This window comes from Pseudomonas mendocina (assembly GCF_003008615.1).
Classification (GTDB): Bacteria; Pseudomonadota; Gammaproteobacteria; order Pseudomonadales; family Pseudomonadaceae; genus Aquipseudomonas; species Aquipseudomonas mendocina_C.
In genome coordinates this window covers 5,094,150-5,111,082 of sequence record NZ_CP027657.1, presented here as the reverse complement: position 1 = coordinate 5,111,082, position 16,933 = coordinate 5,094,150, and the positions used below count along the sequence as shown (strand labels likewise).

The 16,933-nt window shown below is 62.6% G+C and carries 8 protein-coding genes; 4 read left to right on the top strand and 4 right to left on the bottom strand.

Going from position 1 to position 16,933, the window contains the following annotated elements; all coding sequences use genetic code 11:
- Positions 1-29: 29 nt before the first annotated feature.
- From C7A17_RS23600 to C7A17_RS23585, 4 genes are read left to right on the top strand one after another with little or no spacing between them, the layout of a single operon-like run.
- Positions 30-1,010 carry a Bug family tripartite tricarboxylate transporter substrate binding protein gene (locus C7A17_RS23600; protein WP_106741239.1) on the top strand — a complete coding sequence of 327 codons (981 nt, stop codon included), beginning with the start codon at positions 30-32 and terminating at the stop codon, positions 1,008-1,010.
- Between the two features lie 46 nt (positions 1,011-1,056).
- Complete coding sequence (locus C7A17_RS23595) at positions 1,057-1,509, top strand: tripartite tricarboxylate transporter TctB family protein (RefSeq protein ID WP_106741237.1); 453 nt, start codon at positions 1,057-1,059, stop codon at positions 1,507-1,509.
- 3 nt (positions 1,510-1,512) lie between these two features.
- Complete coding sequence (locus tag C7A17_RS23590) at positions 1,513-3,027, top strand: tripartite tricarboxylate transporter permease (RefSeq protein WP_106741235.1); 1,515 nt, start codon at positions 1,513-1,515, stop codon at positions 3,025-3,027.
- 24 nt (positions 3,028-3,051) lie between these two features.
- A complete protein-coding gene (locus C7A17_RS23585) occupies positions 3,052-3,996 on the top strand; it encodes a D-2-hydroxyacid dehydrogenase family protein (protein ID WP_106741233.1) in 945 nt (314 codons plus the stop codon).
- 35 nt (positions 3,997-4,031) lie between these two features.
- On the opposite strand, the gene C7A17_RS23580 is transcribed toward C7A17_RS23585, so the two are convergent.
- The 4 genes from C7A17_RS23580 to C7A17_RS23565 are packed head-to-tail and all read right to left on the bottom strand — an operon-like array spanning position 4,032 to position 16,737.
- A complete protein-coding gene (locus C7A17_RS23580) occupies positions 4,032-5,210 on the bottom strand; it encodes an HlyD family efflux transporter periplasmic adaptor subunit (RefSeq protein ID WP_106741231.1) in 1,179 nt (392 codons plus the stop codon).
- Entirely contained in the window at positions 5,200-7,362 is a 2,163-nt protein-coding gene (locus tag C7A17_RS23575) for a type I secretion system permease/ATPase (RefSeq protein ID WP_106741229.1), read from the bottom strand. Before C7A17_RS23575 ends, C7A17_RS23580 begins: the two co-directional genes overlap by 11 nt.
- The gene (locus C7A17_RS23570) at positions 7,352-8,566 is read right to left on the bottom strand and encodes a TolC family protein (protein ID WP_106743136.1); all 1,215 of its coding nucleotides are present in this window, start codon (positions 8,564-8,566) and stop codon (positions 7,352-7,354) included. Before C7A17_RS23570 ends, C7A17_RS23575 begins: the two co-directional genes overlap by 11 nt.
- A gap of 59 nt (positions 8,567-8,625) precedes the next feature.
- Complete coding sequence (locus C7A17_RS23565) at positions 8,626-16,737, bottom strand: Ig-like domain-containing protein (RefSeq protein ID WP_106743133.1); 8,112 nt, start codon at positions 16,735-16,737, stop codon at positions 8,626-8,628.
- Positions 16,738-16,933: the final 196 nt, after the last annotated feature.

Genomic DNA, 16,933 nt, shown 5'->3' with positions numbered 1-16,933 from the left:
TCCTGACAACTCCAATAAAAGGAACAAGCATGTCCACTCTTACCCTCCGCAAGATTCTGCCGTTAACCCTGGCCTTGCTCATCGGCAGCACCTCTGCTGTCGCTGGTGAGCCGCATCGTCCTGAATGCATCGCCCCGAGCAAGCCTGGTGGTGGTTTCGACCTGACCTGCAAGCTGGCGCAGGTCGGTTTCAAGGACGAGAACCTGATCAATTCGCCGATTCGCGTGACCTACATGCCGGGCGGCATCGGTGCCATTGCCTATAACTCCATCGCTGCCAACCGCCGCGCCGAACCGGGCACCCTGGTGGCGTTTTCCGGCGCCTCGCTGCTGAACCTGGCACTCGGCAAATACGGCCGCTTCGATGAAAACGCCGTGCAATGGCTGGCCACCGTCGGCACCGACTACGGCACCCTGGCCGTGCGTGGCGACTCGCCTTACAAGACACTCGACGATGTCGTGCAAGCCCTGAAGAAAGACCCCAAGAGCATCACCGTCGGCGGTGGCGGCAGCATCGGTGGTCAGGGTTGGATGAAGATCGCCCTGTTGGCGCGTGCGGCTGGCCTTGATCCGCGTGACCTGCGTTATGCCGCCTTCGAAGGGGGCTCCGAGCACTACATGGCGCTGATGGGCGGGCATGTGGATCTGGTGACCGGCAGTGCCAGCGAGATTCGCGCGCAGCAAGGCAACAACATTCATACGCTGGCGGTATTCAGCGAAGAGCGCCTGACTGGCGAGCTGTCTTCGATCCCCACTGCACGTGAACAAGGCTATGAAATTCTCTGGCCGTTGATCCGTGGCTACTTCGTCGGGCCTGAAGTGAAGGCTGAAGACGTCGCCTGGTGGCGTGAGCGTTTCGCCAAGCTCAGTGCCTCAGAAGAGTTCCAGAGCTATCTGGCTGATCGCGATGTGCTGCCGTTCCATGTCGATGGCAAGGAGCTCGATGATCTGGTGAAAGTCCAGGTAGAAGAGTACCGGCAGCTGGGACGCGAGTTCGGCCTGGTTGAATGATGCCTATGGCGCCGCCCCCGGGCGGCGCTTTCTCGCGGAGCCCACTATGCAAGATCGTATTTTCGCAGGTGTCACCCTGCTGCTTTGCTGTGTCCTGGCGATAGCTGCCTGGGGATACAGCGCTCCCTTTTCCTATGAACCAGTCGGCCCCAAGGCGTTTCCGTTGCTGCTGCTTCTGCTGATCGCGGCAGGTGCCGTACAGCTGCTGTTCAAGCCTGCTACCGAGCCGCACGGCGAAGAGCCGCCGATGACCCGCGATGTGCTGGTCAAGGTCACCATCTGCCTGGTGATGATGGGGCTCTATGCTGCTTTGTTCGAAACCCTCGGTTTCATTCTCTCCAGCGTGATGTTCGGTATCGGGATGGGGCGCCTTTATGGCGGCCGCTGGCCACAAAGCCTGATCAGCGGCACGGTTCTGGCCATCGGCCTGTACCTGCTGTTCGACAAGGCGCTCGACGTTCCTCTGCCGCTCGGCATCCTCTCGTCCCTGGAGAACTGATTCATGGATACTCTCGGTTATCTCAGTCAGGGCTTCGGTGTCGCCCTGACGCCCTACAACCTGGTCACAGCCCTGTGCGGCACCCTGATCGGCACCGTGGTTGGCCTGCTGCCAGGCCTGGGCCCGATCAACGGCGTGGCCTTGCTCATTCCGGTCGCGTTCGCCCTCGGGTTACCGCCGGAAAGCGCCCTGATTCTTCTTGCTGCCGTTTACCTGGGTTGCGAATACGGCGGCCGTATTTCCTCGATTCTGCTGAACATCCCGGGCGAAGCCTCGGCGGTGATGACCACCCTCGACGGCTATCCGCTGGCACGTAGCGGCCAGGCGGGCGTTGCGCTGTCGTTGTCTGCCTGGAGCTCGTTCATCGGCGGCCTGATTTCCACCATCGGTGTCGTGCTGTTCGCACCCTTGTTGGCGAAATGGGCAGTGGCCTTCGGTCCGGCCGAGTATTTCGTGCTCATGGTGTTCGCCATCACCTGCCTGGCCGGCATGGCGGGCAACAAGCCGCTGAAGACCGCCGTTGCGGCGCTGATCGGCCTGTTGCTGTCTTGCGTCGGCATCGACTCCAACAGCGGCGTGTATCGCTTCACCTTCGGTAGCCTCGGCCTGGCCGATGGCATCCAGTTCGTGGTGCTGGTGCTCGGTCTGTTCTCGATCAGCGAAATCCTGGTCTTGCTGGAGCGAACCCATCAGGGTCAGAAGGCCATCAAGGCCAGCGGCCGCATGCTGTTCAACCTCAAGGAAGGCGCCTTCGTTCTGGGTACCAACCTGCGCAGCGGTCTGCTCGGTTTCGTCCTCGGCATCCTGCCAGGCGCCGGGGCGACGCTGGCCAGTGCCGTGGCCTACATGTCCGAGAAACGCATGGCGGTGAAGGACAACACCTTCGGTAAAGGCGATCTGCGTGGCCTGGCTGCGCCGGAAACCGCCAACAGTGCCTCGGCCTGTGGCTCCATGGTGCCGATGCTGACCCTCGGTGTGCCGGGCTCCGGTACCACTGCGGTGATGCTTGGTGCGCTGACGCTGTACAACATCACACCCGGTCCGCTGCTGTTCCAGAACCAGCCGGACATCGTCTGGGGCCTGATCGCCTCGCTGTTCGTCGCCAACCTGATGTTGATCGTGATGAACGTGCCGATGATCAAGATCTTCACCAAGATCCTCTCCGTGCCGTACTGGGCGCTGGTGCCCGCGGTCGCGATCATCACGGCCATTGGTGTCTACGCGGTACACGCGACCACCTTCGACCTGTTCCTGATGATCGTCATCGGCATCTTCGGTTACGTGCTGCGCAAGATGGATTTCCCGCTCTCGGCCATCCTGCTGGGCTTCATCCTTGGCGGGCTGATGGAGCAGAATTTGCGCCGTGCCCTGTCGCTGTCCAACGGCGAAATCGGGATACTGTTCGCCAGCCCGATCACCTGGGGTGTGTGGGCCTTGGTTGGCGTGATGATCGCGTTGCCGTTCTGGCGCGCCTGGCGTGCACGTCGCCAGCAGGCCCGTGCATCCAGCATGGCCTGATCCATTGCAAAGGAGCGTTCCTAGATGCGTGTCGTGATACCGGAAGACTACCAACGGGTCGTACAGTCACTGGAGTGTTTCCAGTTGCTCGAAGGCTTCGATGTGCAGGTGTATCACGACCACGTCAGCGATCCGGAGGTGCTCGCCGAACGCTTTGCCGATGCCGATGCGCTGGTGCTGACGCGCGAGCGCACGCGCATCGACGCCGCGCTGTTGCAGCGTTTACCCAAGCTTAAGCTGCTCAGCCAGACCGGACGGGCAGGGCCGCATATCGATCTGCAGGCCTGCCGCGAGCGTGGCGTGACGGTTGCCGAAGGCACCGGTTCGCCCATCGCGGCAGCGGAGCTGACCTGGGCGCTGATCCTCAATGCCAGGCGCCAGTTGCGTGAGGCCATGAACGGGCTGTATGCCGGACAGTGGCAGGTCAACCTCGGGCAGCGCCTGTATGGCCAGACCCTGGGCATCTGGGGCTATGGCAAGATCGGCCAGCGTCTGGCGCGTTATGCGAGGGCCTTCGATATGCACGTACTGGTCTGGGGCAGCGAGACATCCCGTCAGGCTGCCGTGGCCGATGGACATGAAGCCGCTGCATCGCGTGAAGCGTTCTTCGAGCAGGCCGACGTACTGACCCTGCACCTGCGTCTGGTGCCGGCAACGCAGCATTGCGTAACGGCCGCGGATCTGGCGCGAATGAAACCCGATGCCTTGCTGGTCAACAGCAGCCGCGCCGAGCTGATCGCCCCCGGCGCGTTGCTCGCGGCCCTGGATCGTGGCCGGCCAGGCCAGGCAGCGCTGGATGTATTCGAGCAGGAGCCGATTCTGCACGCAAACCATCCGCTGCTCACGCACCCGCGCGTGCTCTGCACGCCGCACCTGGGTTACGTCGAGCGGCACAGCTATGAAGCCTACTTTGGCGAAGCCTTCGCCAATGTGCGGGCGTTCTTTTCGGGTAGCCAGCACAACGACTGACTGGCCAGCCCAAGCAGCGGTTGCAAGTGCCTTAGTCAGTACAACTGCGCTTTCACCAGGGGGCGCAACAGGTAGTTCATCACGCTGCGTTTGCCGGACAGGATGTCCACCTCGGCGACCATTCCAGGAATGATGGGTAGCGCCTCGCCGCCGCGCATCAGCTGGCTGCCATCGGTCTTGATGAGTACCGCGTAATAGAACTCCTTGCCCTGCAGCGTATCCTCGGAAATGGTGTCGGCGCTGATCTGTTCCAGAGTGCCGTTGAGGTAGCCGTAGATGCTGTAGTCGTAGGCCGTGATCTTGACCTTGGCTGGCATCCCTGGCACCAGGAAGGCGACGTCCCGTGGCTTGATCTTGGCCTCGATCAGCAAGCGATCCTCCACCGGGATTACCTCCATGATCGGCTCTCCAGGCTGGATCACGCCGCCACGGGTATTGATCAGCACGGTATTCACCCGGCCATTGACCGGCGAGAGGATCTCGGTGCGCTGTAACTGATCCTCGCGCTGCAGGATGATCGGCTCCAGAGCGCTGAGCTCGGCCTGTTTGTTGGCTCGCTCGGTATAGGCGTCCTGAAAATAGGCGGTTTTCACTTCGGTGAGCTTGCCACGTAGCCCGGCGATTTCCTGGCCGAGCTTGAGTGCCTCCATCTGGCTCACCGCGCGCTTGGCTACCAGTGGCTCGACCAGGTTCAACTGGCGCTGGGCCAGGCCAATCTGCTGATTGAGCGAACGCACGCTGTCTTCGAGCTTGGCGCGGCGTGAGCGAAAAAGCTCCTGTTCCGAGCGGGCGAGGGCGCTGTCTGCCGCGATGCCGGCCGGGAAGCCGATGCTGTCATGGTCAAGAACTTCGGCATCCAGGCGAGCGATGGTCGCGCGTAGGGCCTGGGCCTGGTTGACCGTCTCCTGGTAGGAGGTGCGAAAACGCGTTTCGTCCAGGCGCACCACCGGCTGACCGGCGCGCACCATATCGCCTTCGCCGACCAGCAGACGGTCGAGGATGCCGCCTTCCAGGCTCTGAATCTTCTGGATACGGCTGAATGGCACCACGCGGCCATCGCCACGGGTGACCTCGTCCAGTTCGGCCCAGATGGCCCAGGCGATGAAGGCACCGACGGTGAACAGGATCGTCCACATCAGCGGACGGAACACTGGATGGGTGGCGCTGAGCAACGGGTCTTCCAGTGCGCGGCGCAGGCGCTCGTCAGATGCCATGGATGGCCTCCCTGGCGTCTGCGACATCCTGTGGCGGCTGCACGCGATTGTCCTGCACCACCTGATCCAGCGAACCGTCCATGATCACCCGACCGTGGCGCATGACGATGGCTCGCTCGACCAGCTCGAGCATGCTCTTCTTGTGGGTCACCAGCACCAGGGTTCTGCCGTGCAGCCAGTCGCGCAGGTATTCGAGCACGTGTTTCTCACTGGTCTGGTCGAAGGCCGCGGTGGGTTCGTCGAGCAGCACGACCGGTGGATCCTGCAGCAGCACGCGGGCCAGACCGATTGCCTGGCGCTGCCCACCGGAGGGGCTGGCATTGCCCTGGACCGGCATGTCCAGCCCCAGCGAATGGTTACGCACCCATTCACCGAGGCCTACGCCGTCGAGCGCCTCGAACAGGTCGTCATCGCTCAGGTCGGCATTCTCCAGGTTGAGGTTCTCACGCAGGGTGCCATAGAGCAGCGCAACGTCTTGCGGCAGATAGCCGATGTTCTGTCGGCGGTCGCTGGGGTCGATCTGCTCGATACCCACATCGTCGAGCAGCAGTCGACCGGAACTCGAGTCGGCAAGACCGGCGAAAAGACGCAACAAACTGGATTTCCCTGCACCGTTACCGCCGAGCAGGGCAACACGCTCACCCGCACGTATGTGCAATGCCTGAATATCGACGACCGTCGGGCCTTCACCGTGCGCCAGGGTCAGTGCCTGAGCCTTGTAATCGCCTGCCAGCCGGGGTTTGCGGACATAACTGCGGCCAGCCGTGCGCTCGACCGGCCCACTCATCATCTGATCGAGCCCTTCCAGAGCGACTTTGGTGTGCTGCCAGCGACCGAGCAGCGAGGCGCTCTGCGACAATGGCGCGATGGCGCGAGAAGAGAGGATCGAGCAGGCAATCAGGGCACCTATGGTGAGCAGGCCGTCACTGATGCGATAGACACCGAACACCACCACGCCGACATAGCACATCTGCTGTACCAGGCTGACGCCATAGCTCAGGGCCGAGGTCAGGTTGTGGGTCTTTACCGAGCTGCCCGCCAGTTGGGCCGTGAGGTTTTCCCAGAGTTTCAGGCAGCGACCCTCGGCGCGCGCGGCCTTGACGGTTTCCAGGTGTTCGATGGATTCCAGCAGGATGCCGTTCTTCACTGCGCCCTCGCGCAGGTTCTGCCGCGACAGCTGAGCGAGGTGGCCTTGGGCGAACAGGGCAGGGAGGAGCATCAGCAGCACGGCGATGACGGGCACCCAGACCAGATGGCCACCAATTACCGCGATGATCAGCAGGAAGATCACCACGAACGGCAGGTCGCTGATTACCGCTGCGCTGGAAGCAGTGAAGAACTCGCGCACCGACTCGAATTCGCGAATCTGCGAGCTGAATGCGCCAACCGATGCCGGCTTGGCAGCCAGGCGGGTCTGCAGGGCACGCTCGAACAGCAAGGTCGACAGGCGCAGGTCGATGCGCTTGCCCATGCTGGTGAGCAGATGGCCGCGCAGTACGCGCAGCACGCTTTCCAGAAGGATGGCCAGTGCCACGCCGGTGGCCAATATCCACAGAGTGTCGAAGGCTGAGTTGGGCACCACGCGGTCATAGACCTGCATGGCGAACAGGGCCGAAGCGATGGCCAGAAGATTGGCGACCATGGCAGCGATGGCCACCTCCAGGTAGGAGCGGCGCATCTGCTTGATTGCGCCGAAGAACCAGTGTTCCTGCTGCCCCTGAGCCAGGTCGCCAGCCCTGCCGTCATCACGATAGCGAGGTTTGGCGAATACCACGACACCGCTGAACATGGGTTCCAGCACGTCCAGCGCGATGCGTTCGTGGCCACCACCACTTTGCGGCAGGAGCAGGTCGGCTTGCTCGTCCTGCACACCCACCAGCAAGGCGCTGCGGCCATCGTTGAGCAGTAGCAAGGCTGGAAGCAGGTAACCTTTCAGATCGCGCAGCAACTGGCCGGTTTCGACGCGGGCATTGATGTCCGCGCGGCGTAGGGCGCGGGGTGCCAGGCGCAGAGGAAGGCGTCCCTGTTCCATGGGCAGGCCATCGATAAGCTCGTTCTCGCTGAGCGGATGGCCGAGTTCCCGACAAAGCAGTACCAGGCCATCGCGCAAATGATCTCTGCTCTGCCTGGGCGAACGAGCGTCAGACGTCATTGAGGCGGTTCTCCAGCAGTGCGCCCAGCAGGCCGATCTGGGCTGCTGCACGGTATTCAATACGCAGGCGCTCGATGCGCAGGGTTTCCAGCTGGCGCACGGCTTCGAAACGTTCGCGCTGGACGTTGAGCAGGTCGATGATGTCGCGCCGGCCTACCTCGAACTGCTCGCGGTAGAGGGCGCTAACTTGATCCGACTCACCAACCTGTTGGCGCAGCGACTCCTCACGCCAGCGCAGGGTTTCCTCGGTGTCGAACAGGTTGCGCAGCTTGCGACTGATATCGCGCTGCATGGAGTCCTGGCTCCACTGCGCCGACTCCAGGCGCTGCTGGGCGGCGGTCGGGCGCTGGAAATTGGACAGGCCCTGCAGCGTATCCATGCGCAGGCGCAGGGCTATCATGGAGTCGTTCTCCAGCTGGCCACCGATTTCCCGGCGCAAGGCGGTAGCCTCTAGATTCAGCTGTGGGAGGAGGGCGGCCCTGGTTTCCCGCAGCTCGGCTTCGGCTTGCGCGGTGTCCTGCACGCTGCGCTGATAGAGCGGGGACTGGGTGATGATGCGCGACAGGTCGCTGGCTGCCAGGTAGCGTGCCATCGACATCGGTCTTGGTTCGCTGAGTTCCTGCGGGTCGGTGCCGACCAGCACGCGGTACTGGTTGCGGGCTTCCTGCAAGCTGCCTTTTTCCATTGCCAGTTGCTCGCGCGCCCGGGTCATCTCGAGATGCGCACGATCCACCTCGCTGCGATCGGAGTAACCGTCCTGGCCCCGGGCTTCGGTCATGCGCAGGATGTCGTCGAGATCGTTCAGGTGCAGGCGAACTGCCTCCAGGCGACGCTCTGCAAGCAGGGCATCGAAGTAAGTCTCGATGATGTCCAGCGCGGCATCGTCACGGGTCACCAGCAGACTTTCCGACAACTGCTGGTGCGCGGCCGAGGCACGGTCGACCTTGCTTCTGACCCGTCCCCAGTCATAGAGCATCTGCGACACCGTGGCGTCGTATACCACGTCGCCGAAATTGAACTCCTGGGGGCCAGCCGAGAGGCTCAGGGCGGGGTGGTAACCGCTCCTGGCCATCTCCACTTCGGTGCTGGCCCGCTCCCTATCCGCCATGACGGCGCGTACTTCGGGGTGAATGGCCAAACCAGCCCGCACCGCATCAGCCAACTCCTGAGCGAAAACCTGCCCGGAATGCATTCCCAACATCATGACGAGCGCCGTGCTTCGCAAGGCAGGCGCTATGCCAAAGGCGAAAGCGGTTTTCGACTTCATACGATGACCTGGACGGTATTCTCCTCGATCTGCAGTGTGGTGTTGCCGAACTGGTAAACCTGATAGCGGATGCCGTCGATAATCTGGCTGTTCTGAAAGACCGCACCGCTGACCTGCACGATGTCGTTGGCTTCACCCGTGATCTGCAGGGTGTTGCCGCCGTCGGTCAGTGCATCCACCTGGGCGGCGGTGAGCGTGATGGTACTGCCGGCATCGCCAACGCCCAGATCGATACGCTCGATGTTGGTGATGGCTCCGAGCGCAAAGCTGTTGAAGTTGATGTCGATGCCACCGGTGAACAGCAGGGTGTCGAAACCGCTGCCTCCATCGATACTGGTGAAGTTGGTGGCGGTGATCTGGATGGTGTCGTTACCGGAGCCGGCCTCCACCCGGTCGCCGGAACCGACATTGAGGATCAGGTCGTTGCCTGCTCCGGCGATGATCCGCTCGGCGCTGGTAGCCGTGCCAGAGAGGATGTCATCCAGTGCAGATCCGGTGACGGTAATCGCCCCGATGGTCAAGCCGAGCAGGCCAAGCGGATCGAGGTCGACCAGATAGCTCGCACTTTGCTTGCCTTGCGATGTGGAGGTGATCCGCAACTGCAGATCCGGCCCCAGATTGAGCAGCCCGGTAATGCTCAGCCCTAGCTGGCTCAATACGCTGGGGCTGAGCAGGTTGAGCGAGAACTGGCCGCTGGCATTGGCGATGATCGGTGACAGGGTGACGTTGAGGGCAGGGGAGATCACCTCGATGATCAGGCTGGCGTTGGCGGCCGTGGTGCCGGTCACACCGAGCTTGGGCGACAGCGGGTTGAGACTGGCATCCACCGCGAAATTGCCAACCGTCACTGGTTGCAGATTGGTGCCCACCCCCAGGCCTATCTGCGCGATATTGCTGGGGTTGCCCGCCTGATCTCGAGCGGAGACTCCTACCTGCGCACTGATCAGCTGATCCCAGGTCAGGCCGATATTGAGACCGGTCAGCAGGTTCAGCGAAGCGATGCCGGTGTTATTGGCGGTCACCGTTTGCGTTGCAGTCACGCCTCCGACATTGACGCTGATCGTCAGAGCAACGCCGGGGTCTGCGGATATGGTCAACAGGCTGCCAGCCAGCGATAGCACGGGCGTCGCCGGTGCGATGGTGTCGATGACGAAGCTCACCGGCGCGCCGTCTGCGCCATTGTTCACGTGAGCCGTGACCGTGGCGGCCCCTTGCGGATAGGCTCCATTGCCGGCCGAGGGCGTGAGCGTGGCAGAAAAGCTGCCAGCCAGCACTTCGGCGGCGGTGACTACATGCGTCTGGGTGAAGGTGAAGCCACCCTGGCCACGGAATGTGAGCGTCACGCTATCGCCCACGCGCATGCCGGGTTGCAGGCCGACCTGCACCTGGATGCCATCGGCAATCTCGGCAGCGTTGATGTAGGTGTCCGCCGCCTCGGCCACGGTAATGCTAGGCGGGGTCAGATTGGGCGCCTGAACCTGCGCGGCAGTGCTGGTATTGCCCGCCGCGTCGGTGGCGGTGATCTGCACGTTCTGGCCCCCTGTCAGAGCCGGTGACAGCGGTACCGTGAAGGTGCCATCGCTGGCTGCAGTGACCACGATGGGGGTACCGCTGCCGCCTATCAGGATGGATAGCTGGCTGTTGGCCTCGGCGAGGCCGGTCAACAGGGTACCGTTGGCGGATATCTGCCCCGTCGGTGTCAGGGGGGCCTGGGCATCTACCACCGCGTTACCGGCGACGCTGACGTTTCCGGAGGCATCGGTTGCTGTGACGGAGACAAGGCTGCCGTGCGTGAGTGGAACGGTCGGGGAAAAGCTCCAGTTACCGTTGACGTCGGCCGTGAGGTCGGCAATGACCTGGTTGCTCTGGTCGCGGATGATGACCCGACTACCCACTTCGGCCGTGCCGCTGATGACGCTTCCGTTGCTTGGGTTGATGACCGGGGCATTGGGTGCCACGGCATCCACCGTCACGCTGGCGGAGGTGCCAATATTGCCGACGCCATCCTGAGCCTTGATGTCGACCTTCACGCCATCGGCCAGGCGCGGGAAGGGCGAGAAGATCCAGTTGCCGGCGCCATCGGTCGGGACGCTGCCGATCTGCACGCCTCCGACCAGCAGGATGACCGTGCTACCGATTTCAGCAGTGCCTGACAGGGTGATCCCGTTGCTCGGATTAACCACCGGTGGCGGTGGTGGTGTGGCGTCCACCACGGTCGAGGCCGCCGGGCCGATATTGCCGCTAGCGTCCCGGGCCACCACCTCGACGGTGCTACCTCCAGACAACGGTGGGCTGGCGGTAAAGCTCCAGTTGCCGGAGCCATTGACCTGCGCAGTGCCGACCTGAACACCACCAACACTGAGAATAACCGTGCTGTTGGCCTCCGCCGTACCGCTGAGAAGGGTGCCGTTGGTTGCTTGGATTGTAGGCAGGGGCGGCGCGATGGCATCCACCACGACCACGGTGAAGTTGCTGGTATTGCCCAGGCTGTCCCGCGCTTCGACGACCAGAGGCGTCCCGTTGCTCTGGGTCGGGATGGTGATTGTCCATTTGCCGTCGGCGCCTACCGTGGCGCTACCCAGTATCGTGGCGCCAAGCCTGACCACTACCGTGGAGCCGATTTCCCCCGTCCCAACAACGGTCGTGGCATTGGCAGCCTCTGCTACTGGAATGGCTGGCGGCATTGCATCGATCACCAGGCTTGCGGGAGAGCTGCGGTTATTGGAGGCGTCGATCACCACCGCCGTGACCTGCACACCATCACCTAGGGGCGTGGTCGGTATGTGACTCCAGGCGCCTGAGCCATCAACGGACACGAGAACACTCAGTCCGTTGATGGTCAGTTCGACCGTGGTATTGGCCTCTGCTGTACCGGTGATGATATTGCCTCGGCTGGGCGCGATCACCGGTGGATCAGGTAGATCGGCATCCACCGTGGCCGTGCCGGGCAACACGCTGACATTGCCCGCCGCATCCGTGGCCCAAGCTTCAATGAGCGCATTGTCGGCTAACGGGCCGACGTTGTTCAGTTGCCAATAGCCATTGGCATCCACTGTGACAGTACCTGGTAGAGGAACTCCATCGACGGACAAGGTGATGGTGGTGTTGGCCTCCGCCGTGCCATTGATGGAGGTGCCGCTACTCGGCAGGACGATCGGGCTAGGTGGTGGCACCGCATCGACGACCGTGCTGGTGGACTGGCTGTTGTTGCCGACGGCATCCGATGCGACAGCGGTGATGGTGGTGCCATCAGGCAGTGCCGGAGTGGGCGTATAACTCCAGTCACCACTGCCGTTGACACTGATCGGGCCGGCCGTGGCGCCTGTGCTAAAAGTCAGGCTGATGGAACTGTTGGGCTCCGCGCGGCCGACGATCTCGGTGCCGTTGCTGGGGTTGATGGTCGGTGGGGCCGGCGGCTGGTTGTCGACCGTGGTAGTTACAGGCGTACTGGCGTTGCCAGTGGCATCCTGCGCGGTGACGCTGACCTGTGCATTGTTTGCCAGGGCTGTCGCTGGGGTGTAGTTCCAGTTACCAGCGCTGTCCGCTGTGACGGTCGCCAGTACGACGCCGCCACTACTGATGTTGACGCTGGCAAAGGCTTCGGTGATGCCTGTGAGCGTCATGCCATTGGTGGGTTCGATGGACACGTTCGGTGCCAGGTTGTCAGTGGTGCCGGTCGCCGGGCTACTGGCATTGCCGGCAGCATCGATGGCCACCACGCTGACAGTACTGTTATTGGCCAGTGCCGGCGTGGGGGTGTAGGTCCAGCGGCCATCCGGATCGGCGATGACGGTGTCGACCAGGCTGCCCCCCACGGAAATGGCAACGCTGGCACCTGCCTCGGTGAGCCCGGTCAGGACGCTGCCATTGCTGAGTTCCAGCGTGATAGAGGGCGGCGTGGTATCGATGACTGGATTGACCGGCGTACTGAGATTACCCGCTTCATCACGTGCCACGATGGTGATCTGCGAGCCTTCGGCCAGCGACGGATTCGGCGTATAGAACCAAGCGCCGCCGGGGCCGGGCGTGACCAGAATGGGGGCAGCATTGTCGATAGTGATCAGGATCACCGTGTTGGCATCCGTGGCGCCTTCCAGCAAGCTTCCGTTGCTGGGGTCGACACTCGGCGGTGCTGGCGGTTGGGCATCGATGGTCACCGCCACTGGCCCGGCCAGATTACCTGCCTCGTCGCGAGCAGAAACGCTGACCTGCGCGCCATCGGCGAGCGGCGGGTTAGGCGAGTAGCTCCAATTGCCGTTGGCATCGACCGGCACCTCGACCACACCGCCATTGGGCAGGGTTAGCAGTACCGTGCTGTCGGCATCCGCTGTACCGGCGATGGTGGTCGCATTGCTGGCCGTGATGCCCGGCAAGGTCGGTGCCACGTTGTCGGTGGTGGTGCTGACCGGTTGGCTGATGTTGCCGGCCGCGTCGATTGCCACGGCGCTGACCACTGTGCCATTGGGTAGCGCCGATGGTGTGACGGTGAAGCTCCAGTTGCCGAACGCATCGGTGACTGCATTGCCGATCAGATTGTCGTTGCCATCGATGAGTCGCACCGTGCTGTTCGGCTCTGCGGTGCCGCTGAGCATGCTTCCGGCACTAGGGTCGATGGTCGGTGCCGAGGGCGCGATACTGTCGACTGTAGTCGTAGCTGCCGGGCCCAGGTTGCCGGCCGCATCGGTGGCCGTGGCTCTTATCAAGGTACCGTTGGGCAACGCCGGGGTCAGGGCGAAAGTCCAGTTACCGCTGCCATCGACGACCGTGGTGCCGATTACAGTGCCACTGGCATTGGTCAGGTTGATGGTGGCTCCAATCTCGCCGGTACCGCGAACCTCGCTGCCATTGCTGGGGGAAATATGCGGGGCTGCTGGAGGTTGAGCATCGATGGTGGTGCCGCCACTGGTGCTGGTGTTGCCGACTGCGTCTCGTGCCACCGCGCTGACCTGGGTACCATTGGCCAGCGGTGGCTGCGGGGTGTACGACCATTTGCCGTTTGCATCGGTATTGACGATGGCCAATTGACCACCTGGTACGGTGCTCAGGATTACCTGCGTGCCGGCCTCGGCGGTTCCGCTCAACAGCGTGCCATTACTGGCTGCGACCACCGGTTCAGCAGGAGGCGCCGCATCGATCACGGTAGCGCTGGGCGTGCTGGTGTTCCCGCTGGTGTCGCGCACCGTGACGCTGACGGTAGCGCCGTCGGCAATCGGCAAGCCAGGGCCGGCGTTGTAGACCCACTTGCCGTCTGAGCCCGCCGTCACCTGTGCATTGATGCCCGGCCCGGTGATCAGCACGGTGCTGTTGGCTTCTGCCGTTCCACTCAGTTGCGAGCCGTTACTGGCATCGATCTGCGCCGGGGCCGGCGGCACGGCGTCCACAACTATCTGGATCGGAGCGCTGAGGTTACCGCTGCCGTCTCGCGCCACGGCAACGACATGGGTGCCATCAGCGAGAGCGGGAGTTGGGGTGTAAGACCAGTTGCCGCCATTGTCCACTGTAACGGTCGCGATGGGGTTACCGTTGCCATCGGTGAGTATCACGCTTTCGCCAAAGACGGCGCTGCCTGAGAGGGTGCTCCCATTGCTTGGGTTGAAGGTAGGTCTGTCTGGCAGGGTATTGTCCGTGGTGACGTTGGCCGAGGGGCCGCTGACATTACCTGCTGCGTCCGTGGCAGTAGCGTTGATCACCGTGCCATTGGCCAATGGCGGGACGACTGTCACGCTCCAGTTGCCATTGCTGTCGGCAACTGCGGAGAGCGGGGCGCCTCCAGTAGTGATCGTCACCGTGCTGCCGGGCTCGGCAGTCCCCGATACTTCATCACCATTACTGGGCTGGATGACCGGCGGCGGCGGCGGGGTAAGGTCGACAGTGGCGCTGACTGGGGCACTAGTATTGCCTGCAGGATCGCGTACCACCACGGAAACCTGAGTGCCATCAGCCAAGGCTGGGGAGGGCGTGATACTCCAGTTACCGTTGACGTCGGCAGTCACCTGGCCGATAGGAGCACCACCTGGGCCGGTGATGGTCACGCTACTGCCAGGCTCGGCTGTACCGGTGAATACCGTGCCGTTGCTGGGCTCGATAGTGGCTGCATCAGGTGCTGTGGTGTCGACGCGCACGGTGGTCGACGGGCTGGTGTTACCCGCCGGGTCGTGAGCGGTCACGGTCACTTCAGTGCCTTCGGCGAGTGGTGGGCTCGGGGTGAAACTCCAGGCACCGCCCGGGCCGACATTCAGCTCGCCCAACACCCGCCCATTGTCATCCACCAGGCGCACGACACTGCCGGGCTCGGCAGTACCGCTGATGCTGGTGGCGGTGATCGATACCACGATCGGTACGGCAGGTGGTTGTGCATCGACTGTCGTGGTGAGCGGGGCGCTGACGTTTCCAGCTGCATCCCGTGCCGTAATCGACAGTTGTGTCCCATCAGGCTGAGCGGGAGAGAGGAGGAGACTCCAGTTTCCCTGCGAATCGGCCACCACTACACCCAATGATGTGCCGCCTGCAGATACCTGGACACTGCTGCCAGGCTCTGCGGTTCCACTCAACTGGCTCGCGGTGTGATTGATCACGCCGATGCTGGGCGGTGTCACATCCAGAGTGAGATTGGCAGGAGCGCTTTGTGCTCCCTGGTCGATTGCCACGACCTTGATCGGCGTATCGGCGGACAAACCTGTGGGCGCCGTCGACCACCTGCCGTCCACGCCGACCTGAACAGCCGGCGCGACCAGCGCGCCATTGGCATTGCGTATCTCGATCGTGGCACCGGGTAACCCCGTACCACTGATTTCATTGCCGTTGGCAATGATGACAATGGGCGGATTGGGGATGTTGCTGGTCACGTCGACCGAGACGGGCGTGCTGCTGTTACCTGCCTGGTCACGAGCCGTGGCGGTAATGGTGGTGCCATCGGGAATCGGGGAACTCGGTGTGTAGGACCAGTTGCCATTCGCATCCACGGGGACGGAAACCGCGGCATTGCCGACGACCACGATGACCACGGAAGCGCCGACCTCGGCGGTTCCCGTGACGATATTGCCGTTGCTCGCATCCAGTACAGGTGGCGGCGGCGGGGTGGTATCCGGTGCGGTCAGGGAGACATTGGGGCTGGTGTTGCCTGCTGCATCCCTGGCCACCACGGTGATGGTCTCACCATTGCTCAGCGGTGGGTTGAGCGGAATCACGAACTGCCCACTGGGGCCTACCACTACCGAGGCATCGGGCTGGCCGTCACCATTGATGTCGATGCTGACCGTGCTGCCCGGTTCGGCGCGACCACTGACCTGAGAACCATCAGTGGAAACCTGCAGGTTGCTGGGGCGCAAAGGCGCAATATCGTCAGGAGCGGAGAGGGTGGTCGGACTGCTCAGGATCCCGTTCGCCAGGCGCACCCGCAACTGCAACTGTTCTCCGTTGTTCAGCGGCTGCAAAACGTTGATGGTGAACTGGCCGTTCACATCCACGAGCGCGGTGTAATCGGGTACTCCGTCGCCGTCTATGTCCAGCTCCACGGTGCTGCCAGGTTCAGCACGACCGGTGATGGTTCGGCCATCACTGCTCAAGCTCACATTGCTGGGCGGTGTCGCTGGACCAGGCTGCGTTGGCGGGTTGCCACCGCCGTTATCTCCGCTGCCGCCACCTCCGCCACTGCTACCGCTACTGGCCGCTGCAGCGCCTCCGGCAACCGCCAGGCCACCCGCCACCAGCATCCCTGTCGTGCCTAGACCACCTCCCGCAGCGGCTCCAGCTGCCGTCAGAGACTCGAAACCGGCTGCGACTTCCTCCGAGGCGTAGCTGGCAGTCATGAAACCTTCCGGTGAAACCGGGCCGAGCTCGACCTGCAGCAGTTCATCCTCGGTATTCACCAGATAGAGCCGGCTAGGTGGTTGGCCTTCGACGTAGAAATTGGTGATGCGAAGCGTCTCGCCATCCGTCATGCGGATCACCAGATCATTGCCGTCGCGGGAATAACTGGCTATGGCGTCGGGGGATAGATCCAGAGCGACATTACTGCTTTCGCTCAGAGAGAGGGTGCTACCCAAAGTGCGTTCGGTGCTCAGGGATACAGGTTGAGCGAGAGAGGAAACCTTTGCTGAAATCGCCATGGGCAGTGACATCCCTATCCGTTTGACAGAAGGGCTCTGGCATTACTTCCGCGGTCATGAACCCATGACGAAAACATATAGCAGGGGTTCGGAGATTTTCATGGCAGTTGCCTGCAAGCAATGTGTCTCAGTTTTTTTCAGCGTCTATGCAGCTCGGCACATCATGAAGTGATGTGATGCGGACTTTCTCTTTAAG